Origin of the sequence: Flavobacterium sp. ARAG 55.4 (assembly GCF_051846875.1) — a bacterium.
GTDB lineage: Bacteria > Bacteroidota > Bacteroidia > Flavobacteriales > Flavobacteriaceae > Flavobacterium > Flavobacterium plantiphilum.
Genome location: NZ_JBPYCT010000001.1, coordinates 468,840 through 493,907, shown reverse-complemented (window position 1 = coordinate 493,907; position 25,068 = coordinate 468,840). Strand labels below are relative to the sequence as shown.

Here is a 25,068-nt window from a genome sequence, read left to right as displayed (position 1 = left end):
TATAATTGGGCGTTTCTTTTCAAAATAATAACGGAGCAAAGGTAATCGATAAAAACGTATAAAAAAACATCATCCTCGCCACTTCTTTCTTTGTAAATGTTAGAATAACGAACAATTATATTAAAAATTTTATAATCTTTGCTGTTCAAAACAGTTCTGTATGCTTGCCCCTAATTTTTCTACACTGATTATTGAAGCAGGAACCGATGAAGCGGGTCGTGGTTGTCTGGCTGGTCCTGTAACTGCTGCTGCTATAATCCTGCCGCTGAATTTTGAAAACAGATTATTAAATGACAGTAAACAATTATCTGAAAAACAGAGAGAGAACTTACGTCCCGTAATCGAAGAACAGGCACTGAGCTTTGCTGTTACTCATTTATTTCCTGATGAAATTGACGAAATCAATATTCTGAATGCATCAATGAAAGGCATGCAGGAATCAATTTTAAAATTAAATCTGGTACCTCAATTCATTATTGTAGATGGAAACAGAAATTTAAATGCAAAACTTGGTCTTAAAAACACTACCGGAAAACAGTTTACAACAGCAGAAATCGATTTATTAAAATCAATTCCGAATCAAAGTATTATAAAAGGAGATGCTAAATATTTAAGTATTGCCGCTGCATCTGTTTTGGCAAAAACTTATCGGGATGAGTATATGAACCAAATTCACGAAGAATTTCCAATGTACAACTGGAAAAAAAACAAAGGTTACCCAACCAAAGAACACCGTGAAGCCATTAGAAAATACGGCACAACGAAATACCACAGAAGGAGTTTCAGGTTATTGCCTGAACAATTGAGCCTGGAATTTTAAATTAACTCATCGAATTGATTTTCTTAAACATAAAATCAGGAGCAATTCTATTTAAAAAATAAAGCAATTTGACTTTAGAGATTCTAATCTCAGCTTTATCATCCTTAATTCCTCTTAGCATTTCATCAACAGCATCCTCTGCTGAAATTGCACCCTTAGGTACTTTTCCATTATGCCAGGGCGTGTCTACTACAGGAAATAAAACTTCCGTAATTTTTACATTTTGTTGTTGTAACTGTAGCCTTAAAACCTGTGTAAAAGAATGCAAGGCTGATTTAGTAGCATTGTAAAAAGTATATTTCTTAGTGGGCACATACACCAAACCTGAAGTAATATTCACTATTAATGCCCGATTATTTTTAGCCATTAAAGGATAGAGTGATTTTATGAGATAAACAGGCGCTTTAAAATTTACTGCAATTTCTTTTTCCAGTTTTTCAATAATAGTCGCATCACTTATAAAATCACTTCTTGTAGCTGTAGCAGCATTATTGATTAATACATTTACTGACGGAAAATTTAATACAGTCCATTTTACTAATTTTTCGCATTCTGCAAATTGTGATAAATCACATTGATAGGTAATTAAACCCGGAAGTTGTTTTTTTGCTTCACCAAGTTTTTCAGCCGATCCGGAACAAGTAATCACAGTATTTCCTTTTTGCAAAAGCCGTTTACATATTTCAAAACCTATACCCGAACTTCCTCCTGTAATTATAACGGTACTATTAAAAATTTCCATATTATTCAAATTTAAATTATGGAATAAAAATAATATCGTTTTTTATTTTCTACATTGACCTATGTTAAGTCTTATGCTTTTTCAGAATCCGGCTGAGTGATTCGGGCTGAATTCCTAAATAAGAAGCTATGATATGTTGCGGAATTCTATGATTTAAATCTGGGAAATCATCTAAAAAATTCAGGTATCTGGTTTTTGCATCCAGCATTAACAGTTCCCTTTCTCTCTTCTCCTTAGCACAAAATGCTTTTTCCAGTATTTTAAATAAAAAAACATCCCAATAACTGTCGCCCAATCTCAATTGCATCCAATCGGTATAACTAAATTCTAAAATTTGCGAATCCTCCAATGCTTCAATATAAAAATAAGAATTCGTTTTTTGAATCATTGCAGAATAAGAACTTATAAACTGCTTTTCTGAAATGATGTTTTTAGTAAATTCATTTCCGTTTTCGTGGATGTAAACATACCGGAAAAGCCCTTTTAAAACGTATGCCAACTTATTAGGCACTTCTCCCTGCGAAATGAAATTAGTATTTTTAGAAATATTCTTTAATTGCCCTATTTTGCATAATTCAGCAAATCTTTCCTCAGAAAAATTATTTGGTAACAAGGAGTTTTTGATAACTGAATCATTCATAATAGCAGAAAATAATTTTATTTCTGAACAAATTGATTTTCAAATAAAACAGTAAAATGTTTCAGAATTTTGTCTTTAACTTCTTCCTCATCTACTTTTTCAACACCTAATTCTACATTAAGTGAGGTCACTGCTTTTCCACGAATTCCGCAAGGAATAATATTGTCAAAATATCCCAAATCGGCATTCACATTTAACGCAAATCCGTGCATGGTCACCCAACGGGAAGCACGAACACCCATGGCACAAATTTTTCTGGCAAATGGTGTTCCAACACCCAGCCAGACTCCTGTTTCGCCATCACTTCTCCCCGATTCCACTCCGTATTCAGCCAAAGTTAAAATTATAGCCTCCTCCAAAAAACGCAGGTATTTATGAATGTCAGTAAAGAAATTTTCCAGGTCCAAAATAGGATAACCTACAATCTGTCCCGGTCCGTGATAGGTAATATCACCGCCACGATTGATTTTGTAGAAAACAGCGCCTTTGGCTTCCAATTGTTTTTCGGACAACAGCAGATTTTCCAAATCTCCGCTTTTCCCTAAGGTATAAACATGTGGATGCTCCACAAAAAGAAAATAATTAGGCGTAGGCAGATTGGTTTCTTCCCTACGGTTTTGGATTTTTAAATCGACAATTCCTTTGAATAATTCTTCCTGGTATTCCCAGGTTGATTTATAATCACGGTTCCCTAAATCTTGAAGTTGGATTTTTTTGTTCATCTGTCATTGTGAGGAGAGAGATAATCTTTTCTCGTCCGTTCATTTGTGAAATGCAAAAATACGATTAATTATTCGGTTTTGCCACGAAGCCACAAAGCATCAAAATAAATACATGAGTAAAATTTACCGCAAATTCGCAAATTTTATTTTTTTAAATCTTTGAACTCAATATTATTTCAAATTAAAATTTGCGAATTTTCGGTGATTTTTTTTAAATCTATTCAAAAACCACATTCAAGTTCAGTTTCTCCGGGTTTTCAGAATAATCAGTAAAAGGATATTCTACCGTGATGGTTTTTCGATCAGCACTAAATAGCGCATCCGGATTAGAAACTGATTTTACTGCTTTTGGGAAATGGTATTTCAAAGTGTATTTGGAAGAAGCAAAAATCATTTTAGTCATTCCGGTTGAATCAGCTGCTATTTTATTGATGGCATTTTTATCAACGACAGCTTTACGGCTAAAATTTTTCCCGTCATAATTAAAAGACAATTGGGCATTATTCATACCGCTCATGATCGCAGCAGGATTACTATTCTTATCTGATTTCCCCTTTAAATCTTTCATAGCCGACATACTTTCCATCAAGCCACCTAATTCGTTGACACTTTTAAATGGCGTATTCATCGAGAACAATAATTGTTGGGCTTCAGGATTCATTTTGATATTCATCACAAAATTTTCCAACTTTTTCAGAGCCGCTTGTTGTTCGGCTGACAACTTAGCGATACTGTCTTTTTTCGCTTCAAAAATTTCTTTGAATGAAAAAGTGGAATCTATTGCTTTAGCATTATTTTTTGCTCCAAACTGTTCTCCTAGCTTATCTCCCGCCATCGCCATCAATCCGGCACCATCCATTTCTAAAGAAAATTTTCCGGAACCATCAGGTTGTACATCGATGTTTTCGGTGAAGTTGCAGCTTGTTAGCCCTACTAATAATAACGAAATGCTAAGTAATTGGTATAATTTCATGTGATTTGTTTTTTTGCCAAATATAGAAGTATGTTTTGAATTTTGGAATAACCATTGTTTCTACAAGCAAATAACTTATGCCGATTTATCGGCTTAAGTTATTGGCACGAGATAAGCTCGTATTAGTATTTTTTTACACAGTTCATTTTAGCTGAGAAACTATTCTAATATTTTCTTTTCTTTTAAATTTAGTTTAGTTTTAATATCAGGAAATAGTGCAATCATATCGTTTGAAGACTTTTTAATATAATATTCAGAAACTTCTAATGCTAGAGCACTATAATTAACTTCAACATCTGTAGCCACACCATTACCTCTTTCACCTTCTAGCATTCGATAAAATCCCATCGGAAAAGAGTGAGTGTTACTTGAAAATAATTTATATAATAATTTGAATTCATTTTTATCTTCTCCCATTTGTTCTTCAATATTTTCTCGACTGATAAAAAAGGCATTATCCCCTTTTAAAAAATACTTTTGTCGTTTTTCATCAAGCTTCTTAAAATATTCAGTGTTAGCTAATTCACTTTTTAGGTTTTGTTCTATTTCAATATTTTCAATTTTATCATCTGTGAATGAAAACATCTTTTTTCTTGAATAAAAATCATGTAAGTCAAAAAGTCTTTTTCTTGCATTTTTTTCATCCTCTGAAACTTCTTGGCTACATAAATAAAATAATGTTTGATAACATTCCATAATATTTCTAGTTAAAGTAAACATTGATGAATAATCCCATTCAATCAATAACTTTTTTGGATTATAAAATTTTGGAGCAATTTTCCTAAGACTTGAACCCATTACGCACAATCTTACATGTAAAACACATGTCCAAGTCATTTTATTTCCGTCAGATAACCTTGAAGAACCTAGTTGAGAAATCTTAATTGCTAAATTTAAATTTTTAACATATGAGGCAATATTTTTGTTATAATTAAGGTTTTCCATATGGTTCGAGGTAATGTCAGCTAGGTAACAAATAAATATACACAAGTTTACATAACTTTAAAGCTTTTACAAAACTATTACCACAGTTTTTTCTTTCTTTTATGTCCGTAAAATTAAAATCTGGCACGCAGATTTAGCAGATTTTAGCAGAAGATTATATTCTTCTGATTCCTTAAAAGTTTCAAAAACCTTGCAGAAAAAACGTTCTAAAAAAAAAGAAAAGAAATTATTTAGCCCCGATAGTAGTGGAAATCCTACTGTATCAGTGTTTGGTACAATAGATTGTAACGGATAGCGGGAGGAATCGTCATTGAAAAAGGAGATTTTCAGCTCCTAAAAATTCTAAAAATCTGCATTCTGAAATCTGCATTCTATTTGTTATCTTTGCGGTCTTAAAAATCAGACTATAATGGCATTATCAGAACAAGAAATCATCCGAAGAGAAAAACTTCAATCTTTACGCAATTTGGGAATCAATCCTTATCCTGCTAATCTTTTTCCTGTAAATCATACTTCTAAACAGATAAAGGAATCATTTAAAGAAGGTAAGAAAGTGATTGTTGCCGGGCGTTTGATGAGCGTGAGAGATCAGGGAAAAGCTTGTTTTGCCGAATTACAAGATAGTGAAGGACGTATTCAATTGTACGTGAACCGTGATATTTTGTGTGAAGGCGACGATAAAACCTTGTACAATCAGGTTTTCAAAAAACTGACCGATTTAGGTGATTTTATTGGAATTGAAGGCGAATTGTTTACGACACAGGTGGGTGCGAAATGTATTCGTGTGAGTGGATTTACTTTTTTGAGCAAAACCTTACGTCCTTTACCATTACCAAAAGTAGATGAAGACGGTAAAGTACACGATGCTTTTAATGATGCTGAATTGCGTTATAGAATGCGTTATGTAGATTTAACCGTAAATCAAAACGTAAAAGAAACGTTTATTAAAAGAACCAAATTGTTCAACGCAATGCGTGGTTTCTTTAATGATGCAGGTTACCTAGAAGTGGAAACTCCGGTTTTACAATCCATTCCCGGTGGAGCTGCGGCGCGTCCGTTTATTACACACCACAACTCATTGGATATTCCGTTGTACATGCGTATTGCGAATGAGTTGTATTTAAAAAGATTAATCGTTGGTGGATTTGACGGTGTTTATGAGTTTTCGAAAAACTTCCGTAATGAAGGAATGGACAGAACACACAACCCGGAATTTACTGCCATGGAAATATATGTAGCCTACAAAGACTACAACTGGATGATGGATTTCACGGAGCGTTTATTGGAGCATTGTGCGATTAGTGTAAATGGAACGAGCGATGTGACTTTTGGTGAAAACCAAATTAGTTTCAAAGCGCCTTTTGCCCGTGTGACGATGACGGATTCCATTAAACATTTTACCGGTTTTGACATTTCAGGAAAAAGCGAAGCCGAATTATACGAAGCCGCTAAAGGCATGGGAATTGAAGTGGATGAAACGATGGGTAAAGGAAAACTGATTGATGAAATTTTTGGAGCGAAATGCGAAGGAAATTATATCCAGCCAACATTCATTACCGATTATCCAAAAGAAATGTCTCCATTGTGTAAAGAGCACCGCGACAATCCGGAACTGACAGAACGTTTTGAATTAATGGTTTGTGGAAAAGAAGTTGCCAATGCTTATTCTGAATTAAATGACCCAATTGATCAAAGAGAGCGTTTTGAAGACCAAATGCGTCTGGCTGCAAAAGGTGATGACGAAGCTAACGGAATCATTGATGAAGATTTCTTAAGAGCTTTAGAATACGGAATGCCTCCAACATCTGGTTTAGGAATTGGAATGGATCGTTTGATGATGTTCCTGACTAATAATGCTTCTATTCAGGAAGTATTATTGTTCCCGCAAATGCGTCCTGAGAAAAAAATCACTGTAGAATTGACTGAAGAGGAAAAATTTATTTTAGATTTATTGAAAAAAAATGAAGATAAAATGGATTTAACTCAACTTAAAATTGCTGCTAATTTAAGCGGTAAAAAATGGGATGCGTCTATGAAAAACTTATCGAAACACGGTTTGACTAAAGTAGCTGTGGATGGAGAAAGTAAAATGGTGGAATTCGTAGGTTAATATATTAAAGATATTCATTTAATCTGTTGGATAATAACATTGATAACAGGTTATGACATTAGTTTGTACGTAAAATTGAGTTTATGCATTTTGTATGACTGTATAACATGTTACTTTAATAACTTAAAGCTTATGGAAAAAATAAAAAACGGCGTGTCTAAAACTTTGATCGCGTGAGCACAATTTTTATTACAAAATGTCGAATGAGTGACTCAAAGTTTAAGGGTTCGAATCCCTTCTCACGCGCGCAAAAAAAAGAGCTTCAAATTGAAGCTCTTTTTTTATTTATTGTTTTTGGCTTTCTAAATAGATAACCAATTCATCAACATTGGTAAAAGGATTTAAATTAAAAATTCCTATCTCTTCATTATTTTTAATAACAGCCAATCTGGTCTTTTCTGCATTTGATTTCGCAGTAGCCATTTTGTCTTTTAGAATTGAATAATGTTTAAAGTTATTTTTTTCATAACTTTCCATCCCTATACATTTCTTTAATTCCTTTTCTAATTCAGCTTCTGAAGCAAAAGCTTTGGTTGAATTTTTAAAATGAAATAAATACCAAATCTCAAAACAAATACTAGAAAAAATAACTTCTATATTTTTATTGGCTGCTAATTTAAACGCTTCATCTCTTTTTGCCTGATTGTCATGATCAAAAACAACATAAATCGTTTCAACACCTTCACGTTTCGCCTTTTTTATTGCTTCTTCTACAACACCTTTACAATCTACTTTATGACTTTGAAAAACATTTACGCTAATTGTTTTAGGCAAGCCTAAATCTTCTTTTAGTGCATTAAAATAATTCTTCTCAGTCAATCCTTCACAAAGAATCAAGACTTTCGATTTAAGTTCTCGTAACTTAAAATTATTCTTAGGTCTTTTAGCCATGATTATGAATTTATGTAGTCAATTAGTTCATGTCTAAAAGTTTCTCTGGCAATATTTGGTACAGCTCCTAATCTACCTTCTAAATACCATTTTTCATAATTTCCTTCTCTGATTCCCTTTATATCCGAAACTGCAAACATTTCTGTTTCACCTTTTTCATTTTTCTCAACCAAATTAATTTGGTCTCTTCTTAGTTTATTTTCAGGACTTAATAAAGTAGTATCGTGTGTAGCAAAAACAAACTGCGCCCCTTTTTTATTTACCTGAGGATCATTAAATAAACTCAAAATATACTGAGCTATTTCAGGATGTAAACTTCTTTCAAATTCATCGACTACAATAGTTCCCCCATGTTTTAAAACCATAAAAATTAGAGGAGAGAAAGAAATCGTTCTCTGTGTTCCTGAAGACTCATCAGAAAAATCGAATTCTACCCTTTCGTATTGATCATTTAAATGAATAGTTTTTATTACTCCATCTTTTTCTTCAAAATCAACAACATGTGTATCAAGTTTTTGTATTAAAGATTTTGATAAATTCAAAATCAAATTTCCTTCTTCAAAACCACTAAAAAGATGTTTATTGGCAGCTTGATTAAATCTTTCAGAATGAAAAAGATCAGTAGTGAATACTAGTATAATAGAAATCGCCTCATAAACATTTTTAGCAATTTCAACATTTTCTAAAGCTGCTTTACTCAAAAACAATTGATTTTCAGTTGTTCTTTGTTTTATTGTTTCAAAAATACCTTCATATCCATTACCTTTATTGAACTCTTGTTTATTTCTTTCAAAAACTTTAACTTTTAATCCTTTGGGGTAGAAAAAAAGGGATTCACTCATAACTTCTTTTTGAAAAACTTCAATAGAATAAGTATGTAGAACATTTTCAATCAAGATGTCAATTGAAAAAGAAGATGCTTTCAACATATTTTTTTCACACAACCTAAATGGATTGTATAATTTTATTGGGTCATTAGGTTTATTATCTGTGGAATTCCTTACATATTCTTGAAATCCATGAAAAGCCCTGATAATATTACTTTTCCCACTTGCATTAGCACCATAAATAGCCGCAGAAGTCAATCCGTAATAATCTTTATTTTTGGTAGCCTCTGGATTTGTCTTCTTAATTACGTTCAATGGATTTTTTAAATCGCTAGATATCATAGACAATTCAACCATTTCATTTATGGAACGAAAATTCGACACTCTAAAGTTCAACAACATAACTAATGGCTTTATTTGTAAATATTTTTCAAATATACACTTTAATTGAATCTAACATACATATTTCAATAAAAAAGGAACTCAATCGAGTTCTTTTTTTGTTTTACACCAATAAAGCCGCTTTATTATCAATATCATTTTGTGCAAGCAATGATTCAATGTTATTGAAAGTCACTAAAGCAATTTGCGTTAAGGCTTCATCAGTAAAAAAAGCCTGATGTGCCGTTACCAAAACATTTGGAAAACTCATTAACCGCTGAATGGCATCGTCCTGAATAATGTCTTCAGAATGATCTTTGAAAAATAACTTTTCTTCCTGTTCATAAACATCAATTCCTAAATAGCCTACTTTTCCTTGTTTCAATGCTTGAATTACATCTGAAGTCTGAATTAAAGCACCCCGACTGGTATTGATAATCATCACATTATTTTTCATCAATGAAAGTGACTTTTCATCAATAATATACTTTGTTTTTTCGTTCAAAGGACAATGCAACGAGATAATATCGGATTCTTTAAAAATGTTTTCTAATGAGACAAAAGTAACGCCGTCTTCTTCCATTTCTACATTAGTGACTATGTCAAAAGCCAGCACTTTGCAACCAAAACCTGTTACAATTTTTGCGAATGCCTTTCCTATATTTCCGGTTCCAATGATTCCAACGGTTTTTCCATGCAAATCAAAACCCAGTAATCCGTTTAAGGAAAAATTTTGTTCCCGAACCCGATTGTATGCCTTATGCGTTTTTCTGTTTAAAGTCAAAATCATTGCCATAGCATGTTCGGCTACCGCTTCGGGAGAATAGGCTGGAACGCGACACACTCGAATGCCTATTTTCTTTGCTGCTTCTAAATCAACATTATTAAAACCAGCACATCGCAAAGCGATTATTTTCACCTTTCTTTCTGCTAATTCTTTAATTACCGATGCATTAACAACATCGTTTACAAAAACGCAAACCACATCAGTATTACTAATTAATTTTACTGTTTGCTCGTTTAATTGTGTTTCGAAAAAATCAAATTCAAAACCAAAGTCGGTATTGTATTTTTCGAAAAATACTTTGTCGTAAGCTTGTGTGGAGAAAAAAGCAACTTTTGAATTTAACGATAAATTGGTATTTTTCATATGCTATTTTTAAAGAATTATTTTTTGTTTACAGTATTTTCTAATGTAAGAAATAAATATTAAAATTATAGAAAAGCAAAAAAACATTAACTAAAAAAGACTTTTAATCAATGGCTTTGATAAACAAAAATCACAATTTATTCTTAACAATTAAACTTTATTTTGATTCCTCTGTCTTATTTAAAACAAAAAAATAACACTATGAAAAAATTAGCCACTATTGCTTTAATTGCAATCATAAGCGTATCCACTTATGCACAGGAAAAAAAGGATAAATTAAAAAGACATGATGGAAAGCAGATGGAAAAATTCACAGCTGAACAACGCAATGAACTGATGCTGAAAAAAATGACTTTGGAACTGGATTTAAATGCTTCCCAACAAAAAGACATGGGTAAAATTATTGCAGAAGAAAGTGCAAAAAGAGAAGCTTTTATGAAAAACAGGAAAGAAAAAACAGAAAAACCTACTTCTGACCAAATCTTTGAAATGAAAAGCAAAATGCTGGACGAACAAATTGCTATGAAGTCAAAAATGAAAAAAGTTCTTTCTGCTGACCAATTTAAAAAATGGGAGGAAATGAAAAAACACCACCGTCAAGGCATGAGAAAACATAAAAGCATGAGAAATCATGGTGTTCATCGAATGAAAAAAGATATGAAACACAAAGACAGTAGTGCTGTAAAAAAATAAATCTATTCTTGATTATTAATTCATAAAAAAAATGCTGCTTCACATTTTGAAGCAGCATTTTTTTTATGAATTTTTATTTTACTTATTTCAATTTATTGAAAGTATCTTTATACGTTCCTGTAATAGTTACTCCGCTGTTTTTAATTACGCTACCATAAATTGTAATTTCAGAATCAGAACCCAGGAATTCTAATTTAGCACCACTATTCATAATAAGATTACCGTATATCACTACGCTACCTTCAATCTTCATTGTACCGTTTATATTAAGTGACAAATAAGGATTGTTATAATTACCCTGAGCCATCGAACCTTTCATTGTAAATACTCCGTTGCTATTAACATTGATTCCTTCTGACACTGCTAACGAACCACAAAAAGTAAGTCTGTCATTAACATTTACACCTTTTAAAGAAGCACTACCTTGGTATTTTAAATCTTGATTAGAATTAACATTTAACCATTCTCCACCATTATAAGTTGCAAAACTGCTGCAATCAATAGCAGAAACGGTAACTTTTTTGATAATTTTTAATCCGCCATTTCCACTAGCTACATATATATAATCTCCCACACTTTTTACATAATTGGAAGATCCTGAAAGATCAATTGTTCCCAACAAACTTAAATTACCATTTGTTGTTTTGTACACGGTAATTCCGGCCGCACCGTTTGCTACATACACATAATCACCATTTACAGAAACAGCATTAGTAACTACATCATTTTGATCAACATCACCAACAACTGCCGGAACAGCTAATGACTGTAGCAAAGTTCCAGTTAAATTATAAACTTCTAAACCTTTATAACCTTGAGATACTAAAACATTATTACCTTGAAAATCAATTGTTCTTTTTGCTTCTGCAACATCGGTAGAAGTGACAAATGAAGATTCTAAATTTAAGGTTCCTGCATTATAAACTTTTATACCATCAGTACCGCTTAATACTACTATTTTGTTGTCAATACGTCCTAAAGCTCTTAGATCATCCACAGCAATTGTAGTTTCTATAATATTAGTAGTTTTATCTAATTTAGCAAGAACACCATTATTTCCGGAAACAGCATAATATTTTGAATCTGCAACAGCAAGTCCTGTACCAACATAACCGGCTAAGGAATTCAGTACATAATCATTAGTCAGCAATCCTGATTGCAAAGGCATCTGAGCAACAAAAGCCGGACTAGGTACATTATTCAAATCTACATCAACAGCACCGGCGATATATAGTTTACCATTATCAAAAAGCACGGTACTAATATCTACATTTGGTAAAATAGCCTGAACTACTAATTTTGGATTATTAGGGCTACTGATATCAATAACATCAATTCCTCCTAAATACGTATCTCCCTGTGTATTATAAGATACATATACATAATTATCTTTCACATCAACATGTGTTGCCATTAAAGTTTTCCCTCCATAAACTGGGGGTGCAACTTCGGCTAATAATGACATTGGGAACGTACCAGCCTGACCTTCGGCAGTTTTACCTGTAGTATTTAAGGTCACTAAATCCAAAACTCCTGAACCGCTAAGATCGATTCTTTTGCTTAAACTTTCGGAACTGGTATTTAAAATAACTTTTTCATCTGATCCTGAGTTATCATCAGATTGACAAGACTGAATTAAGAACAGGCCACATAGTGACAAGGCAAGTACAATTTTTTTCATAATTAATTTTGATTTTGGGGTACGCAAAAGTACAATAATCTTTTTCAACTTTTCAAATATTGTCGCTGAGCTACTTAAAAAAACGATTACCAAATAATAAATTATGAATATTACCTTATATTCTTGAATTTGTATTGCCTGTTGGCATATAATAAATGCAGCAGATACCAACTAGAAATAACACCAATGAAGCTACAAATGCCGGAATCAGAATTTCTTTATTATTATCCAAAGCATTATTCAAAGCAGCATACAACAGCCATATCTGAATAGTCACATTCAGAATTAATATAAAAATCACAGTCGAAAGAATCGCATTTAACTTATTGGGATTAGATTGATTTTGTCCGCGTCTGAAATTACTCATATACTTTCTTTATATTATTTTACTTTTCTCTTCTTGCGCAGCTTTTACATAGACAGCATCATCTTTAAAAAAAACATCCAGCTTAGGCAAAGCTCTTGGAGGCGGACCTCCTAAAACATTTCCTGTTGCAGCATCAAATGATCCTTCATGACACGGACAATGAATAATTCCGGTTCCCGGCTTGTAAAAAACAGAACAGGAAAGGTGGGTACATTTCTGTTCATATGCTTTAAACTCACCGGTCTCCAGATGAATTAATATATAGGGAATTGTACTTCCTTCAATTACAAAAGCACGTGTTCCTCCTAGCGGTACTTCTTCTTTTTTACATACAAAATGCGCTCCTTCCAATGCTTCTTTTGGATACATATACGCCTTAGCAGCAACTAATCCGCTGCCAACCATCAGTCCTCCGGAAACCAAAGTCAGGAATTTAGCAAAATCACGGCGACTTACATTGGTTGCCTGTTGCTTTTCTATTGGAAAGTCTTTCTTCCAGTTTTTATTTAAGTTTTCTTCTTTTACAGACATGAATCTCAATTAATAAATTATTAATTCTGTACTTCCTTTAGGCATCATTATATTCACTTTGGTGTTCACAATTTCTTTTCCAAAAATAAAACTATTAACGGGTGAGCTATTCGGACGCATTTCCTGAATTTCATCTTTGGTGCCATAAAACAAAGCACCACTTGGACAAACTGTTGCACACATTGGTTTTTTTCCCACACTAGTACGGTCATAGCACATGGTACATTTCATCATCAAATCGTAATTTTCTTCTTTTTTAGGTACACCAAAAGGACAAGCCATTACACAATTGGAACACCCTATACATCTTTCGGTATTTGCCGTATGTACAATTCCGAATTCGTCTTTAGAAATAGCATCGGCAGGACATACATTGGCGCAAACCGGATCATCACAGTGCATACACACCTGAACCGTGGTTTGAACCGTTGCTGCACGATCCACATAATTTACATGAATCATAGATTCCTGACCGTTTGTTTCACATTCGGCGCAGGCCAATTCACAGGCTTTACAACCAATACAACGCTGCATATCTACAAAAAACTCTTCGTTTTTATTAAAACTGGTATAGTTCATTTACATTCTTTTTTTATAGATTAAACACTTGCATAAGCTGTTGATTCTTTGGAAGGCGGAGCAATTTCGCCTAGCGGTTCCAAATGACAGGCACACACTTTAAATTCCGGAATTTTAGAAATAGGATCCAAAGTACCCGGAGTTAACTGGTTTGCTGATTTTTTCCCTGACCAGTGATACGGAATAAAAACGGTGTCTTCCCGGATAGTCTCCACAATATTAGCAGGAAAAATTCCTTCACCTCTTCGAGTAGAAACCCTTACTAATTCCCTTTGCTTTATTCCTAATTGTTTGGCCAGATTAGGATGTATTTCTACTAAAGGTTCCGGATACTGATCTACTAACTTTCCTATTCTTCGGGTTTGTGTTCCACTCAAATACTGAGAAACTACGCGCCCTGTTGTTAAAATTACAGGATAATCAACGCAGGTTACTTCACCCGGAAGTTTGTATGGTGCAGGATTAAAATGGGCTCTGCCATCAGGAGTTTTAAACTTTCTGTCTTCCCATAAACGTGGCGTTCCTGGATGATCCTCAGTTGGACAAGGCCAGAAAACCCCCATATTATCTTCAATTTTTTTATAAGTAATACCATTATAATCAGCAGTTCCGCCTTTGGAAGCCACACGCAGTTCATTGAAAATTTCTTCACTGCTTTCGAAAGCAAATTTGGTTCTTACCCCCAAACGCTTTGCTAATTCCAAAATAATCGAAGTATCGGTACGGGCATCTCCCGGAGGTGTTACCGCTTGTCTTATTCGAATGACTCTTCCTTCTGCTGAAGTGGTTGTTCCTTCTTCTTCCTCTTGCAACGAGCCAGCCATAACTATATCAGCATGGCGGGCTGTTTCATTTAAGAAAAAGTCAATACACACATAATATTCTAACTTTTCTAATGCTTCCCGAACATAATTGCTGTTAGGCAAAGAAACTAACGGATTAAAACATATGGACAATAAACCTTTAATTTCACCCCTGTGAATCGCTTCAATTATTTCATAAGCCGACAACCCTTTACCCGGCAAATCTTTCTCATCAATTCCCCAAACATCCGAAATATACTTGCGATGTTCCGGATTTTCTATATCTCTGTTTCCCGGTAATTGATCGCATTTATGACCGTGCTCTCTGCCTCCCTGACCATTTCCCTGTCCGGTAATAGTTGCATAACCACAATATGGTTTACCAATTCTTCCTGTTGCCAAAACTAAATTGATACACCCCAAAACATTATCCACTCCTTTCGAATGATGTTCAACTCCGCGGGCATGAAGCAGAAAACTGGTACTGGCTCTTCCCCATAATTCAGCTGCCTGTTGGATTTTTTCTTTCTTAATTCCTGTAATTTCTTCAGCCCATTCCAGCGTGTTATCTTTTACAGCATCTAAGGTTTCCTGAAATCCTGAAGTATGATTATCAATGAAATCATGGTCTAACATATCATGATCTGCCAAATATTTCAGCATAGCACCGTATAAAGCCGAATCGGTTCCGGGACGCACATCTAAATGCAAATCAGCCGTTCTGGCAAGAGGAATTATTCGGGGATCAATAACAATCAGCTTAGCGCCTCTGTCTCTTGCTTTCCAAATCCAATGTGTCAAAGTAGGAAAGGTTTCACTAACATTGGCTCCAGCCACAATAATGACTTCGGCATATTCTAAATCAGAATAGTTATTTGAACCTCGGTCCAGACCGAATGCTTTTTTATTTCCCGCACCGGCACTCACCATGCACAAACGACCGTTATAATCTAAATTTTTAGTTTTTAAAGCTACACGGGCAAATTTACCTACGAGATAACTTTTCTCGTTAGTTAAAGAAACACCTGAAAGCATAGCAAATGCATCATTTCCGTATGTTTTTTGAATGCGTTGGATTTCTTTAACTGTTTTAGACATCGCATCATCCCAGGATGTAGGGACAAAGCCTTGTCCTTCTACTCTTTTTAATGGGCCTAAAAGGCGATCCGGATGATTGTTCTGTAAATAACGCTGTACTCCTTTAGGGCACAATCTTCCTTCATTGAAAGGAAATTCCATCCAGGGCTCAAAACCTACTACTTTATTTTCTTTAACTGACAACTGAATGCCACACTGCATGCCACAAAAACAACAATGTGTTTTTACTAACTGATCCGGTTCATCTCTTCCTTCATAACCTTCTTTAGGACTGTAATTTTTATGAGGACCAAACTGTGTAATAATATGCTCTTCTGAAACAGGTAATTTAGCCATGTTTAAATTCTTTTATCTTTCATTAAATTATCCAAATAATTCCCCACCATCCTGTCTTGCCTTTAGATGCGCCTGTGCTAAACGGGATCTTTTTCCTTCCGGGCTTAAATCCAGATGCGAACTGCCATCTTCTCTGTCAAAATCAAATCCTATTTTTTTGGTTAAGGTTTTAAGATCTTTAATATGCAGGTTAGTTGCAAATTCTTCTCCTGTATGCTCACAAACCGCCATTCCCTGCTGTTTTCCTACTCTATGATAAATATGTGCGGCAATTTGTGCCGGACGCTGAATAATATGAAAAAACTTTCCGAAAGGAATCCATATCAAAAATAAGATTACAGTTACCGCGTGCAAAACAGCCAGAAAATCAAAAGCCAAGCCTTTCATAAACTCATAAGAATAGGTCAAACCAAGTCCGGTAACCGAAATTGCTATCAATAGAATAAGTGGCAACAAATCGCCTTCAAATGTTTGGGTTGCAATTAACCCCGGATTAGTTAATCGTCTTCTTAAATAATATCCCGCACCAAAAATTACCATATAAGAAGACCAGTTTAAGGCGTGGAATGTCATGAATGCCATAACGGAATCCAGATTAAACTCCATTAGTTTAAACCCAAAAAAATGGGCTTCGTACACCGAAATAGAATTGGGAGCCATTGTAAAATGCACCCAGCCAAAAGTCAATGGAATAGTAATCAGAAAAGCTGATGTACAACCTACAGCAATCATAAAATGAGCGAGCCAACGGTATTTTCCTCTTGGATAAATGAATTTTTGGAAAACAATATTTGAAACCGTTTCCTTAGAAGCAAACCAAAAATGAGAAAATACTTTTCCAGTAAACAAGAAACAAACCCCTCTTTTAAAATACATCCATGTAGGTGGACGCTGCAACCAAACAGAATAACGATATATAATACCAAAAAAAGCAAATACAGTTCCGAACAAATAAGTAACCAAAGCTGCATCAAAATTTTGTAATTCTCTGGATCCGTAAAAAACTAATACAATCATTACTATTGATAATAACGAAGCAATTAGAAAAGCCTTGATGTTATATTTTCTGTTTTTCATTTGAAAGTGTGTCTCGCAGTTTCAGACTAATTTAGTAACTAAAAAGTAAAATTAAGTAAAACTACGTTTAAATACTTAAGTATTTTTATTTTAACACAAAAACTATTCAAACTGTTATAATAAACCCATTTACCAGGCCGTAAAACACTAAAAAACAAAAATACATACTTAGAAATATCGCAAATTACTTAATCACTAACTAATTAAAAAAACATAAAAAGAGAATAGAAAAGATATTTCAGCTTACATCAATTCCACAAATTATTAACTATTATTTCGTTAATTTCTGATCCCTGATTAAACCTTATCCTATAATTTGCATCTTACAGCAATAATCTTTAACATTAATCAAAAAACAAAAAAAATGAAAAAATTAATTATTGCAGCTTTATTAATTGCAGGAGTATCAGGTTTTGCTCAAAACAACAATGACAGACCACGAAGAGGAGACTTTTCTCCGGAAAAACGTGTGGAAAGAATGACGACTCAGTTAGGTCTTGATGCAAAACAACAAGAACAGCTAAAACAACTTTATGCTGAACAAGCAAAAAGCAGAGAAAACCAAAGTGGTTTTTCCAGAGAGCAGATGCAGGAAGAAAGAAAAAAAACAGAAGATAAATTAAAAGCAATCCTGACTCCGGAACAATTAAAAAAATGGGAAGCCACTCAGGCAGAAACGAGAAAAAGAATGGGTAACCGTCAAGGCGGTGGAATGGGAGACCGACCAGAACGACCACAAGGTGGCGGTGATATGGAAAATTAAAAAAAAGCTTCGAGTTTTAACTCGAAGCTTTTTTTCTGGTTTGAATTTTACAAATTTTTTGAAACTTTATCGATAGCTTTTATCGTAAAATCCAAATCTTCATAACTTAATGCATCGGTAATAAACCAGGTTTCATAAGCTGATGGTGCGATATAAATCCCCTCTTTCAGTAATCCGTGAAAGAATTTTTTAAACGTTTCATTATCCCCTTTAGCAGCAGTTTTAAGATCAACCACCGGATTTGCATCAAAATGCACCGAAATCATCGAACCAACCCTGTTGATTGTATAGATAATATTATTTGTTTTTAATACCTTATGAATTCCTTGTTCTAAATAAGCTGTTTTTTCTTCTAATCTTTGAAAAACCACTGCTTCATTGTTTAGAGATTCCAGCATTTTCAAACCTGCAGCCATTGCCAGCGGATTCCCTGACAAAGTTCCTGCCTGATAGACCGGTCCTACAGGTGCCAGATAATTCATGATTTCTTCACGAGCCGCAAAAGCTCCTACCGGAAGCCCCCCTCCGATTACTTTTCCAAAACAAACTATATCAGCATTGATACTCAACAATTCCTGAGCTCCGCCTTTAGCCAGACGAAAGCCGGTCATTACTTCATCAAAAATTAGTAAAATTCCGTTTTCAGAACACAATTGGCGCAGCCCTTCCAAAAAACCTTTGATTGGCGGCACACATCCCATATTTCCCGCAACCGGTTCTACAATTACAGCGGCAATTTCATTTGGATTAGCAGCAATTAAACTTCTAACATTTTCCAAATCGTTGTAGGTAGCCAGCAAAGTGTCCTGAGCGGTTCCGGCAGTAACACCCGGACTATTTGGCGTCCCAAAAGTCATTGCACCGCTACCGGCCTGAATCAGGAAAGAATCTGAATGCCCATGATAACAACCTGCAAATTTGATAATTTTATCTCTTTTTGTAAATCCGCGGGCGAGTCTTACAGCACTCATACAAGCTTCTGTTCCTGAATTCACAAAACGGATTTTATCAATATTAGGAACCATCGATACGGCCAAAGCTGCAATCTGAGTTTCTAATTCGGTAGGCATTCCAAAAGAAGTTCCTAATTTAGCTCTCTCAGTAACAGCCTCAACTACAGGCTCAAAAGCATGACCTAAAATCATGGGACCCCAGGAATTAATATAATCAATCAATCGGTTTCCATCTTCATCATACAAATAAGCTCCTTTGGCTTTTTTAACAAAAATGGGCGTTCCTCCTACTGATTTGAATGCCCGTACAGGTGAATTTACGCCACCCGGAATTACTTTTTCTGCTTCAGCAAATAACTGACTACTTCTTTGGTATAACATTTTTATTTTTAGATTTCAGATTGTAGATTTCAGATTTCAGATTTTTAAAAAAAACTTACTTTCTAACTTATTTTTTTACACTTATAAATTAATTCACTTTCAGCATTTGTCCAATAGAAAGTGTATTATCCGAGAGGTTATTTTTTCGTTTTAAATCTTCAACTAATACATTGTATTTTTTTGAAATCGAATATAAAGTATCTCCTTTCTGTACTTCATAAAAACCTTCACTGCCGGCTGTTATGTTAACAATCCTTGAGCTGCTTTGATTCTCTATCGGTTTATAGTGAATTCCTAATACTATAGCATCATATTGTGCTAAATTATAGCGTTCTATATACGAAATTAATTTATCAGGATACCTTGGATCAGTAGCATATCCGGCTTTTCTTAAGCCTTTTGCCCAGGCTTTATAATCATCTTTATCTAAGGCAAACAAACTCGCATAGCGCCCTTTACCTGTCAAAAACAAAGCGTGATCTTTATATGATTCCGCCACTTTATCATACTTCCTGAAACATTCCTGACTGGAATCATCATCATGTCTGACAGAACTTCCTTTCCAGTCTGAATGGCATTTGATTCCAAAATGATTATTCGCGCTGACTGCCAAATCTCCTCTTCCGGCACCTGATTCTAAAATACCCTGAGCTAAAATAATACTGGCCGGAATGCCATAAATTTTCATATTCCCCATCGCAACATCTTTGTACTGCAAAACATAATTACCAACAATATCATTAGTAACAACAGTTCTTGAAGTGGACTCTATAACTTCATTTCGCGCTTTTGTTGTTTTTGTTTTTTTAGAATAAGAAGTGTTTTTAACCGCTGCTTTTTTTGTGGTTACAATTGGAGATTTGCCGGCATGACAACTAACCAGCATTAAGGCAATAAATAAAAAGAGGATTTTTTTAAACATTGATTGATAGTATTGGTAATTGTTTCTTTTTCAATTTGGCATTCATTCCCTGAATTCCCTGAAGACCTCCGGTATGAATCAGCAAAATATTGGACTGAGCCGGAAAATAATTCTTTTGAATCATATCTATAACGCCAAAAACCATTTTCCCAGTATAAACAGGATCTAAAGGAATTTGATTATCTGTATAAAAATCGTTTATAAAAGTTATCAATTCTTCATTTACCTTACCATACCCGCCAAAATGATAACTGTTAATCAGGTCCCATTTTTTATTTTGCACAAAAATACGAATTTCATCTTGTAAAAAGTCCCCCTTTAAAGCTGGAAATCCTAAAACTTTTTGATGAGAAAAGCTGCTGTTAATAATTCCAGATATAGTTCCTCCCGTTCCTACAGCACAACAAATATAATCAAACTGCTTATCCTCATCTGTTAAAATCTCTTCACAACCTTTTACAGCCAGTTTATTTGTTCCGCCTTCGGGTATCAGAAAGAAATCGCCAAATTTCAATTTTAGTTCTTCTAAAAATGTAACTTCATTCTTTGACCGATATTGTTCCCGGGAAACAAATTCTAATTGCATACCGCATTCCCGGGCAAATTCTAAAGTGGGATTCTGAGTGATTTTATCTTTTAATTCCTCACCACGAATAATTCCTATCGATTCAAAACCGTTTTCTCTTGCTGCAAAAGCAACAGCAGCAATATGGTTTGAAAAAGCTCCGCCAAAAGTGAGTAGCTTTCTTTTATTTTCTATTTTCGCCTGACGCAAATTGTATTTTAGTTTCCTGAATTTATTTCCCGAAACAACCGGATGAATCAAATCTTCCCTTTTGATAGTAATGGAAACAGAATTCGGAAACTTTATTTGCAGTTTTTGATTCAAGACAATTGATTTTTGACAAAGGTAGAACTTATAGCTATAAATAAAGAAAACTTTGCAAGATTTACGGTTAAAACAAATACTTTCCGAAACTAAAAACCTTTCTCTTTTTAAGATAATCCATATCCGATTCATTACTATATGCCTCTCTCTCAAATGATATACTTCTGTAGGCACGGTTTTTGTTACCATATTTTAATAAGCGAATGAGGTATTCCAGAAGGTACCAGATAAAAAACGGAAATATCAGTAATTCTAATTGTTGTTGTAAATGAATGCGTTCATGATTGATAAAAACAGGGTTTTCTTTATCAACGTGATATTTTAAAAACACAAATGGATAGGCTGTTAAACCACGGAAACCTTTTGGTACTAAATACTTGTTAACAATAAAAAACATTGGTTTAATAATTTATAAATTTGTGTAAAGAAGAATCGTTTTTTGAGTTTTCAAAAACAGAAATAAAATCTATTAATGACAGGGCAAAATAATGAAAATAAATTAATAGAAGGTGAAGATTTCTATTACACCCCCGAGGGATATAAATGTTTTACTGAAAAACATCATTTAAAAAGAGGGTATTGTTGTAAAAGCGGTTGCCGTCACTGTCCTTATGGATATGATAAAAAAACAGGAACGAATAAAAAATAATACGAAAAACTTTTAAAAACAGATTTTTTAAAATCTTTTATAATTTTTTCATCGTATATAAAATAAACCCGAATCTTAATTATATTTAAATAATCAAATAATTGCATTATGAAAACACTCAAAATATTACCGCTATTATTTCTTTTTCTTTTGAGCTCCTGTAGCTCTGTAAGAGTCTATTCTGATTTTGACAGTCGTGCTGATTTTACTCAGTACAAAACCTTTGCTTTTCACAAAAAAGGTATTGACCGTGTTCAGATATCTGAATTGGATAAAAAAAGAATCTTACATGCCATTGACAACGAACTGACTAAAAAAGGGATGACCAAAAGTGAAAACCCTGATTTACTGGTTAATATTTTCACCAAAGAAAGAGAACAAGTTGATGTAAACCAATTCAATATGGGTTGGGGATACGGTTGGGGATGGGGATGGAATCCTTATTTCTGGGGAGGAAATACCTATACTACACGATCCACACAGGGAACACTTTATATTGATCTAATCGATGCTAAGAAAAAAGAGTTAATCTGGCAAGGAGAAGCAATAGGAACATTAACCGAAAACCGAAGAGAAAAAGAACAACAAATCAACGAATTTGTAGCCAAGATTCTGGAACAGTACCCGCCAAATGAAACAAAAAAATAAGCCTTTTCTAATTTATAACCATAAATTGATATCTTTGTAATTCAATTTAAAGAAAATGATCAAAACTATTTACATCAACATTTCAATTAACATTATTCAACAATAATGACGGAGTGTTATGTAAATCAGTAATCAAAATACAAATTTATAAACCTCCTCTTCAGGAGGTTTTTTTATACCCGAAAGCCATGAAATTATTTCATCAAATACAAGAAGCAAAAAAACAATTACAAGAAGTTATAACAGCAACTCCTTTATCTGAAAATTTAAATTTATCTACAGAATTTAATGCCCGGATTTTATTAAAACGAGAAGACTTACAGCCTGTTCGTTCCTATAAAATACGAGGAGCTTATAACAAAATCAGCACTTTAACAGCTGCCGAAAAGGAAAAAGGCGTGTTATGTGCCAGCGCCGGAAATCACGCTCAGGGTGTGGCTTACTCCTGCAAACTGCTACAAATAAAAGGGAAAATATATATGCCCAAAACCACCCCGAAACAAAAACTGAAACAGGTAAGCCTGTTTGGTGGTGATTTTATCGAAATTGTACTTACCGGCGACACCTTTGATGATGCTTATGCCGCTGCGATGGCAGATGCTACCGAAAACAAAATCACTTTCATCCATCCTTTTGATGATCTAAAAGTAATGGCGGGTCAGGGAACTATAGGTCTTGAAATTCTGGAAAGTTATAAGAAACCTATCGATTATGTTTTTGTTCCAATAGGCGGTGGCGGACTTGCATCCGGACTTTCGGAAGTTTTCAGACAGCTGAGTCCCAATACTAAAATCATTGGTGTGGAGCCCGAAGGAGCACCGTCTATGAAAAATTCGATAGCTGATGGCAAAGTGAGTGTTTTAGAAAACATCGATAAATTTGTAGATGGAGCTGCCGTAAAACAGGTAGGCAAAATGACTTTTGAAATTTGCCAAAAAAACCTGAGTGATATCATCCTTGTTCCCGAAGGAAAAGTATGCACCACTATTTTACGCCTGTATAATGAAGAAGCTATGGTAGTAGAACCTGCAGGGGCTTTAACTATTTCGGCCCTGGATTTTTACAAAGAAGAAATTCAAGGTAAAACCGTAGTATGTGTAGTAAGCGGGAGTAATAATGACATTGAACGTACTGCTGAAATCAAAGAACGGTCTTTACTTTACGAAGGATTAATGCATTATTTTATGGTTCAGTTTCCTCAACGTCCGGGAGCTTTAAAGGAATTTGTCAATGACATTTTAGGTCCTGATGATGATATTACTTATTTTCAGTTTACAAAGAAAAACAACCGCGAAACCGGTCCGGCAGTTGTAGGTCTTGAACTCAAAAACAAAAATGATATTATTGCCATAAAAGAAAAAATGGAAAACAAAGGTTTTGAATACAAATACCTGAACGAAAAACAGGATTTATTCCATCAGTTAATTGGTTAAAAACATCCTAACTTTGTAATTTATTATTTTCTGAAAATATGAACAATTTAGCAGACATACAAAATCTGGATGACATCCGGCTACTCGTAGATTCTTTCTACACCAAAGTACAACAGGACAACTTAATCGGCCCCATTTTTAATGAAAAAATTGGCAATCAGTGGCCGGCACATTTAGAAAGAATGTACCGTTTTTGGCAAACTATTTTATTAGAGGAACACACGTATTCTGGAAGTCCGTTTCCGCCACACAAGCATTTGCCTGTGGCTAAAGAACATTTTAACCGATGGATGGAAATTTTTACCGAAACCATCGATAGTTTATTCAAAGGCAAATTAGCCGAAGAAGCAAAACTCCGCGCTAAAAACATGGCAGAAATGTTCTTTTATAAAATTGAGTATTTCAGGAATGGCGGACGGAATTTTTTTGAGAGTTAAGTTAAACTACATTTTTACCTGCTGTCCTAAATCTTTTTCATTTTCAATAATTTGACCTTCGTATTGTAAAGTCCATCCCATAGTATTGGTCAGAATCAGAATTTTTGAAAGTTCGCTGATGAGTCGGTTTTTAGCATTCGACTTTAGAGTTGATTTTTCTATTTTTTTCGCCAGATTGGCTTTCACTGATTTGTTGATTTTGTTGTAATCATCTCCTGTAAAAGGATTTAATTTACTTTGCTCCACATCATAAAACTGAATATCAGGATTGATTTTTATCTCTTCTTTAGGAATACTAACAATCGTGATGATTTTGTTTTTTTCATCAATATCGTATTTCATTTTTTGCAAATCATAGGCTACAGTCACATCGGCGTTGACAACAATAAGCGCTTTCTTTTCGAAAGAAACCATATTCATCAGGTATTTTTGCTGATTTTTATAAGTAATCACTTCAGAGAAATGTCCTTCGGTAACGACTAATTTTCCAACATTTACAATTTGCTGCTGAATCAGATTGGTATTATAGCTAATATCGGCTTCGTTATTTTTTTTGAAATCACAATATTTAAATAGCAAAACAACTATACAAACAATAATTATAGTGGTGACTGTCTTTTTTATCAT

27 protein-coding genes are annotated in these 25,068 nt (G+C 34.1%); 8 read left to right on the top strand and 19 right to left on the bottom strand.

The features are described 5' to 3' along the window. The first annotated feature begins 160 nt into the window (after positions 1-160). Positions 161-820: a ribonuclease HII gene (locus ACSV4D_RS02135; protein WP_439226952.1), complete on the top strand. Its 660-nt coding sequence runs from the start codon at positions 161-163 to the stop codon at positions 818-820. A 1-nt stretch (position 821) separates the two neighbouring features. Here the strand turns inward: ACSV4D_RS02135 and ACSV4D_RS02130 are convergent, their stop codons facing one another. The 5 genes from ACSV4D_RS02130 to ACSV4D_RS02110 all read right to left on the bottom strand — a co-directional run bounded on the left by ACSV4D_RS02130 (position 822) and on the right by ACSV4D_RS02110 (position 4,842). After that, positions 822-1,562, bottom strand: a complete 741-nt coding sequence (locus ACSV4D_RS02130; protein ID WP_439226951.1) for an SDR family oxidoreductase — start codon at positions 1,560-1,562, stop codon at positions 822-824. Between the two features lie 64 nt (positions 1,563-1,626). Then, positions 1,627-2,202 carry a Crp/Fnr family transcriptional regulator gene (locus ACSV4D_RS02125; RefSeq protein ID WP_439226950.1) on the bottom strand — a complete coding sequence of 192 codons (576 nt, stop codon included), beginning with the start codon at positions 2,200-2,202 and terminating at the stop codon, positions 1,627-1,629. A gap of 17 nt (positions 2,203-2,219) precedes the next feature. After that, positions 2,220-2,924 carry a lipoyl(octanoyl) transferase LipB gene (gene lipB, locus ACSV4D_RS02120; protein WP_439226949.1) on the bottom strand — a complete coding sequence of 235 codons (705 nt, stop codon included), beginning with the start codon at positions 2,922-2,924 and terminating at the stop codon, positions 2,220-2,222. Positions 2,925-3,141: 217 nt separating this feature from the next. Then, the gene (locus tag ACSV4D_RS02115) at positions 3,142-3,897 is read right to left on the bottom strand and encodes a hypothetical protein (protein ID WP_439226948.1); all 756 of its coding nucleotides are present in this window, start codon (positions 3,895-3,897) and stop codon (positions 3,142-3,144) included. 159 nt (positions 3,898-4,056) lie between these two features. Beyond that, positions 4,057-4,842: a DUF5677 domain-containing protein gene (locus tag ACSV4D_RS02110; RefSeq protein WP_439226947.1), complete on the bottom strand. Its 786-nt coding sequence runs from the start codon at positions 4,840-4,842 to the stop codon at positions 4,057-4,059. A 409-nt stretch (positions 4,843-5,251) separates the two neighbouring features. Between ACSV4D_RS02110 and lysS the strand changes: the two genes are divergently transcribed. Then, the gene (gene lysS / locus ACSV4D_RS02105) at positions 5,252-6,952 is read left to right on the top strand and encodes a lysine--tRNA ligase (RefSeq protein ID WP_439226946.1); all 1,701 of its coding nucleotides are present in this window, start codon (positions 5,252-5,254) and stop codon (positions 6,950-6,952) included. Between the two features lie 285 nt (positions 6,953-7,237). Here the strand turns inward: lysS and ACSV4D_RS02100 are convergent, their stop codons facing one another. From ACSV4D_RS02100 to ACSV4D_RS02090, 3 genes are all read right to left on the bottom strand, one after another. After that, positions 7,238-7,843: an RloB family protein gene (locus ACSV4D_RS02100; RefSeq protein ID WP_439226945.1), complete on the bottom strand. Its 606-nt coding sequence runs from the start codon at positions 7,841-7,843 to the stop codon at positions 7,238-7,240. Between the two features lie 2 nt (positions 7,844-7,845). Continuing rightward, on the bottom strand, positions 7,846-8,985 hold the full coding sequence (locus ACSV4D_RS02095; protein ID WP_439226944.1) for an AAA family ATPase: 1,140 nt from the start codon (positions 8,983-8,985) through the stop codon (positions 7,846-7,848). Positions 8,986-9,175: 190 nt separating this feature from the next. Continuing rightward, positions 9,176-10,201 (bottom strand): 2-hydroxyacid dehydrogenase, encoded by a 1,026-nt coding sequence (locus ACSV4D_RS02090; protein WP_439226943.1) that lies wholly within the window; start codon positions 10,199-10,201, stop codon positions 9,176-9,178. Positions 10,202-10,402: 201 nt separating this feature from the next. Here ACSV4D_RS02090 and ACSV4D_RS02085 point away from each other — a divergent pair, with 201 nt between their 5' ends. After that, on the top strand, positions 10,403-10,894 hold the full coding sequence (locus ACSV4D_RS02085) for a hypothetical protein (protein WP_439226942.1): 492 nt from the start codon (positions 10,403-10,405) through the stop codon (positions 10,892-10,894). An 82-nt stretch (positions 10,895-10,976) separates the two neighbouring features. Here the strand turns inward: ACSV4D_RS02085 and ACSV4D_RS02080 are convergent, their stop codons facing one another. The 6 genes from ACSV4D_RS02080 to ACSV4D_RS02055 all read right to left on the bottom strand — a co-directional run bounded on the left by ACSV4D_RS02080 (position 10,977) and on the right by ACSV4D_RS02055 (position 17,366). Further along, complete coding sequence (locus tag ACSV4D_RS02080) at positions 10,977-12,575, bottom strand: hypothetical protein (protein ID WP_439226941.1); 1,599 nt, start codon at positions 12,573-12,575, stop codon at positions 10,977-10,979. A gap of 115 nt (positions 12,576-12,690) precedes the next feature. Then, positions 12,691-12,942 carry a DUF6755 family protein gene (locus ACSV4D_RS02075; RefSeq protein ID WP_439226940.1) on the bottom strand — a complete coding sequence of 84 codons (252 nt, stop codon included), beginning with the start codon at positions 12,940-12,942 and terminating at the stop codon, positions 12,691-12,693. A gap of 9 nt (positions 12,943-12,951) precedes the next feature. Beyond that, the gene (locus tag ACSV4D_RS02070; RefSeq protein WP_408081164.1) at positions 12,952-13,473 is read right to left on the bottom strand and encodes a Rieske (2Fe-2S) protein; all 522 of its coding nucleotides are present in this window, start codon (positions 13,471-13,473) and stop codon (positions 12,952-12,954) included. A 9-nt stretch (positions 13,474-13,482) separates the two neighbouring features. Then, positions 13,483-14,052, bottom strand: a complete 570-nt coding sequence (locus tag ACSV4D_RS02065; RefSeq protein ID WP_408081163.1) for a 4Fe-4S dicluster domain-containing protein — start codon at positions 14,050-14,052, stop codon at positions 13,483-13,485. 20 nt (positions 14,053-14,072) lie between these two features. Beyond that, positions 14,073-16,289, bottom strand: coding sequence for a molybdopterin oxidoreductase family protein (locus ACSV4D_RS02060; RefSeq protein ID WP_439226939.1), 2,217 nt, complete (start codon positions 16,287-16,289; stop codon positions 14,073-14,075). 27 nt (positions 16,290-16,316) lie between these two features. Continuing rightward, positions 16,317-17,366 carry an MFS transporter gene (locus ACSV4D_RS02055; protein ID WP_439226938.1) on the bottom strand — a complete coding sequence of 350 codons (1,050 nt, stop codon included), beginning with the start codon at positions 17,364-17,366 and terminating at the stop codon, positions 16,317-16,319. Between the two features lie 364 nt (positions 17,367-17,730). On the opposite strand from ACSV4D_RS02055, the gene ACSV4D_RS02050 reads away from it, so the two are divergent. Next, on the top strand, positions 17,731-18,129 hold the full coding sequence (locus ACSV4D_RS02050) for a hypothetical protein (RefSeq protein WP_439226937.1): 399 nt from the start codon (positions 17,731-17,733) through the stop codon (positions 18,127-18,129). A 47-nt stretch (positions 18,130-18,176) separates the two neighbouring features. Here the strand turns inward: ACSV4D_RS02050 and hemL are convergent, their stop codons facing one another. From hemL to ACSV4D_RS02030, 4 genes are all read right to left on the bottom strand, one after another. Continuing rightward, positions 18,177-19,463, bottom strand: coding sequence for a glutamate-1-semialdehyde 2,1-aminomutase (hemL, locus tag ACSV4D_RS02045; protein WP_439226936.1), 1,287 nt, complete (start codon positions 19,461-19,463; stop codon positions 18,177-18,179). Between the two features lie 88 nt (positions 19,464-19,551). Continuing rightward, on the bottom strand, positions 19,552-20,385 hold the full coding sequence (locus ACSV4D_RS02040; RefSeq protein ID WP_439226935.1) for a glucosaminidase domain-containing protein: 834 nt from the start codon (positions 20,383-20,385) through the stop codon (positions 19,552-19,554). Beyond that, positions 20,378-21,274: a 1-aminocyclopropane-1-carboxylate deaminase/D-cysteine desulfhydrase gene (locus ACSV4D_RS02035; protein WP_439226934.1), complete on the bottom strand. Its 897-nt coding sequence runs from the start codon at positions 21,272-21,274 to the stop codon at positions 20,378-20,380. The genes ACSV4D_RS02040 and ACSV4D_RS02035 overlap by 8 nt, the downstream gene beginning before the upstream one ends. A gap of 67 nt (positions 21,275-21,341) precedes the next feature. Continuing rightward, on the bottom strand, positions 21,342-21,671 hold the full coding sequence (locus tag ACSV4D_RS02030; RefSeq protein WP_439226933.1) for a hypothetical protein: 330 nt from the start codon (positions 21,669-21,671) through the stop codon (positions 21,342-21,344). 75 nt (positions 21,672-21,746) lie between these two features. Here ACSV4D_RS02030 and ACSV4D_RS02025 point away from each other — a divergent pair, with 75 nt between their 5' ends. From ACSV4D_RS02025 to ACSV4D_RS02010, 4 genes are all read left to right on the top strand, one after another. After that, on the top strand, positions 21,747-21,923 hold the full coding sequence (locus tag ACSV4D_RS02025) for a DUF5522 domain-containing protein (RefSeq protein WP_439226932.1): 177 nt from the start codon (positions 21,747-21,749) through the stop codon (positions 21,921-21,923). A gap of 108 nt (positions 21,924-22,031) precedes the next feature. Continuing rightward, positions 22,032-22,571 carry a DUF4136 domain-containing protein gene (locus ACSV4D_RS02020; protein ID WP_408081154.1) on the top strand — a complete coding sequence of 180 codons (540 nt, stop codon included), beginning with the start codon at positions 22,032-22,034 and terminating at the stop codon, positions 22,569-22,571. A 188-nt stretch (positions 22,572-22,759) separates the two neighbouring features. Further along, positions 22,760-24,004 carry a threonine ammonia-lyase IlvA gene (gene ilvA / locus ACSV4D_RS02015; RefSeq protein ID WP_439226931.1) on the top strand — a complete coding sequence of 415 codons (1,245 nt, stop codon included), beginning with the start codon at positions 22,760-22,762 and terminating at the stop codon, positions 24,002-24,004. A gap of 38 nt (positions 24,005-24,042) precedes the next feature. Further along, positions 24,043-24,441 carry a group III truncated hemoglobin gene (locus ACSV4D_RS02010; RefSeq protein ID WP_439226930.1) on the top strand — a complete coding sequence of 133 codons (399 nt, stop codon included), beginning with the start codon at positions 24,043-24,045 and terminating at the stop codon, positions 24,439-24,441. A 6-nt stretch (positions 24,442-24,447) separates the two neighbouring features. Here the strand turns inward: ACSV4D_RS02010 and ACSV4D_RS02005 are convergent, their stop codons facing one another. Beyond that, a complete protein-coding gene (locus tag ACSV4D_RS02005; protein WP_408081151.1) occupies positions 24,448-25,068 on the bottom strand; it encodes a DUF4230 domain-containing protein in 621 nt (206 codons plus the stop codon).

Coding starts and splice junctions, on each gene's coding strand:
- ACSV4D_RS02135 (WP_439226952.1), top strand. CDS start 161: ATGCTTGCCCCTAATTTTTCTACACTGATTATTGAAGCAGGAACCGAT.
- ACSV4D_RS02130 (WP_439226951.1), bottom strand. CDS start 1,562: ATGGAAATTTTTAATAGTACCGTTATAATTACAGGAGGAAGTTCGGGT.
- ACSV4D_RS02125 (WP_439226950.1), bottom strand. CDS start 2,202: ATGAATGATTCAGTTATCAAAAACTCCTTGTTACCAAATAATTTTTCT.
- lipB (WP_439226949.1), bottom strand. CDS start 2,924: ATGAACAAAAAAATCCAACTTCAAGATTTAGGGAACCGTGATTATAAA.
- ACSV4D_RS02115 (WP_439226948.1), bottom strand. CDS start 3,897: ATGAAATTATACCAATTACTTAGCATTTCGTTATTATTAGTAGGGCTA.
- ACSV4D_RS02110 (WP_439226947.1), bottom strand. CDS start 4,842: ATGGAAAACCTTAATTATAACAAAAATATTGCCTCATATGTTAAAAAT.
- lysS (WP_439226946.1), top strand. CDS start 5,252: ATGGCATTATCAGAACAAGAAATCATCCGAAGAGAAAAACTTCAATCT.
- ACSV4D_RS02100 (WP_439226945.1), bottom strand. CDS start 7,843: ATGGCTAAAAGACCTAAGAATAATTTTAAGTTACGAGAACTTAAATCG.
- ACSV4D_RS02090 (WP_439226943.1), bottom strand. CDS start 10,201: ATGAAAAATACCAATTTATCGTTAAATTCAAAAGTTGCTTTTTTCTCC.
- ACSV4D_RS02085 (WP_439226942.1), top strand. CDS start 10,403: ATGAAAAAATTAGCCACTATTGCTTTAATTGCAATCATAAGCGTATCC.
- ACSV4D_RS02080 (WP_439226941.1), bottom strand. CDS start 12,575: ATGAAAAAAATTGTACTTGCCTTGTCACTATGTGGCCTGTTCTTAATT.
- ACSV4D_RS02075 (WP_439226940.1), bottom strand. CDS start 12,942: ATGAGTAATTTCAGACGCGGACAAAATCAATCTAATCCCAATAAGTTA.
- ACSV4D_RS02070 (WP_408081164.1), bottom strand. CDS start 13,473: ATGTCTGTAAAAGAAGAAAACTTAAATAAAAACTGGAAGAAAGACTTT.
- ACSV4D_RS02065 (WP_408081163.1), bottom strand. CDS start 14,052: ATGAACTATACCAGTTTTAATAAAAACGAAGAGTTTTTTGTAGATATG.
- ACSV4D_RS02060 (WP_439226939.1), bottom strand. CDS start 16,289: ATGGCTAAATTACCTGTTTCAGAAGAGCATATTATTACACAGTTTGGT.
- ACSV4D_RS02055 (WP_439226938.1), bottom strand. CDS start 17,366: ATGAAAAACAGAAAATATAACATCAAGGCTTTTCTAATTGCTTCGTTA.
- ACSV4D_RS02050 (WP_439226937.1), top strand. CDS start 17,731: ATGAAAAAATTAATTATTGCAGCTTTATTAATTGCAGGAGTATCAGGT.
- hemL (WP_439226936.1), bottom strand. CDS start 19,463: ATGTTATACCAAAGAAGTAGTCAGTTATTTGCTGAAGCAGAAAAAGTA.
- ACSV4D_RS02040 (WP_439226935.1), bottom strand. CDS start 20,385: ATGTTTAAAAAAATCCTCTTTTTATTTATTGCCTTAATGCTGGTTAGT.
- ACSV4D_RS02030 (WP_439226933.1), bottom strand. CDS start 21,671: ATGTTTTTTATTGTTAACAAGTATTTAGTACCAAAAGGTTTCCGTGGT.
- ACSV4D_RS02025 (WP_439226932.1), top strand. CDS start 21,747: ATGACAGGGCAAAATAATGAAAATAAATTAATAGAAGGTGAAGATTTC.
- ACSV4D_RS02020 (WP_408081154.1), top strand. CDS start 22,032: ATGAAAACACTCAAAATATTACCGCTATTATTTCTTTTTCTTTTGAGC.
- ilvA (WP_439226931.1), top strand. CDS start 22,760: ATGAAATTATTTCATCAAATACAAGAAGCAAAAAAACAATTACAAGAA.
- ACSV4D_RS02010 (WP_439226930.1), top strand. CDS start 24,043: ATGAACAATTTAGCAGACATACAAAATCTGGATGACATCCGGCTACTC.
- ACSV4D_RS02005 (WP_408081151.1), bottom strand. CDS start 25,068: ATGATAAAAAAGACAGTCACCACTATAATTATTGTTTGTATAGTTGTT.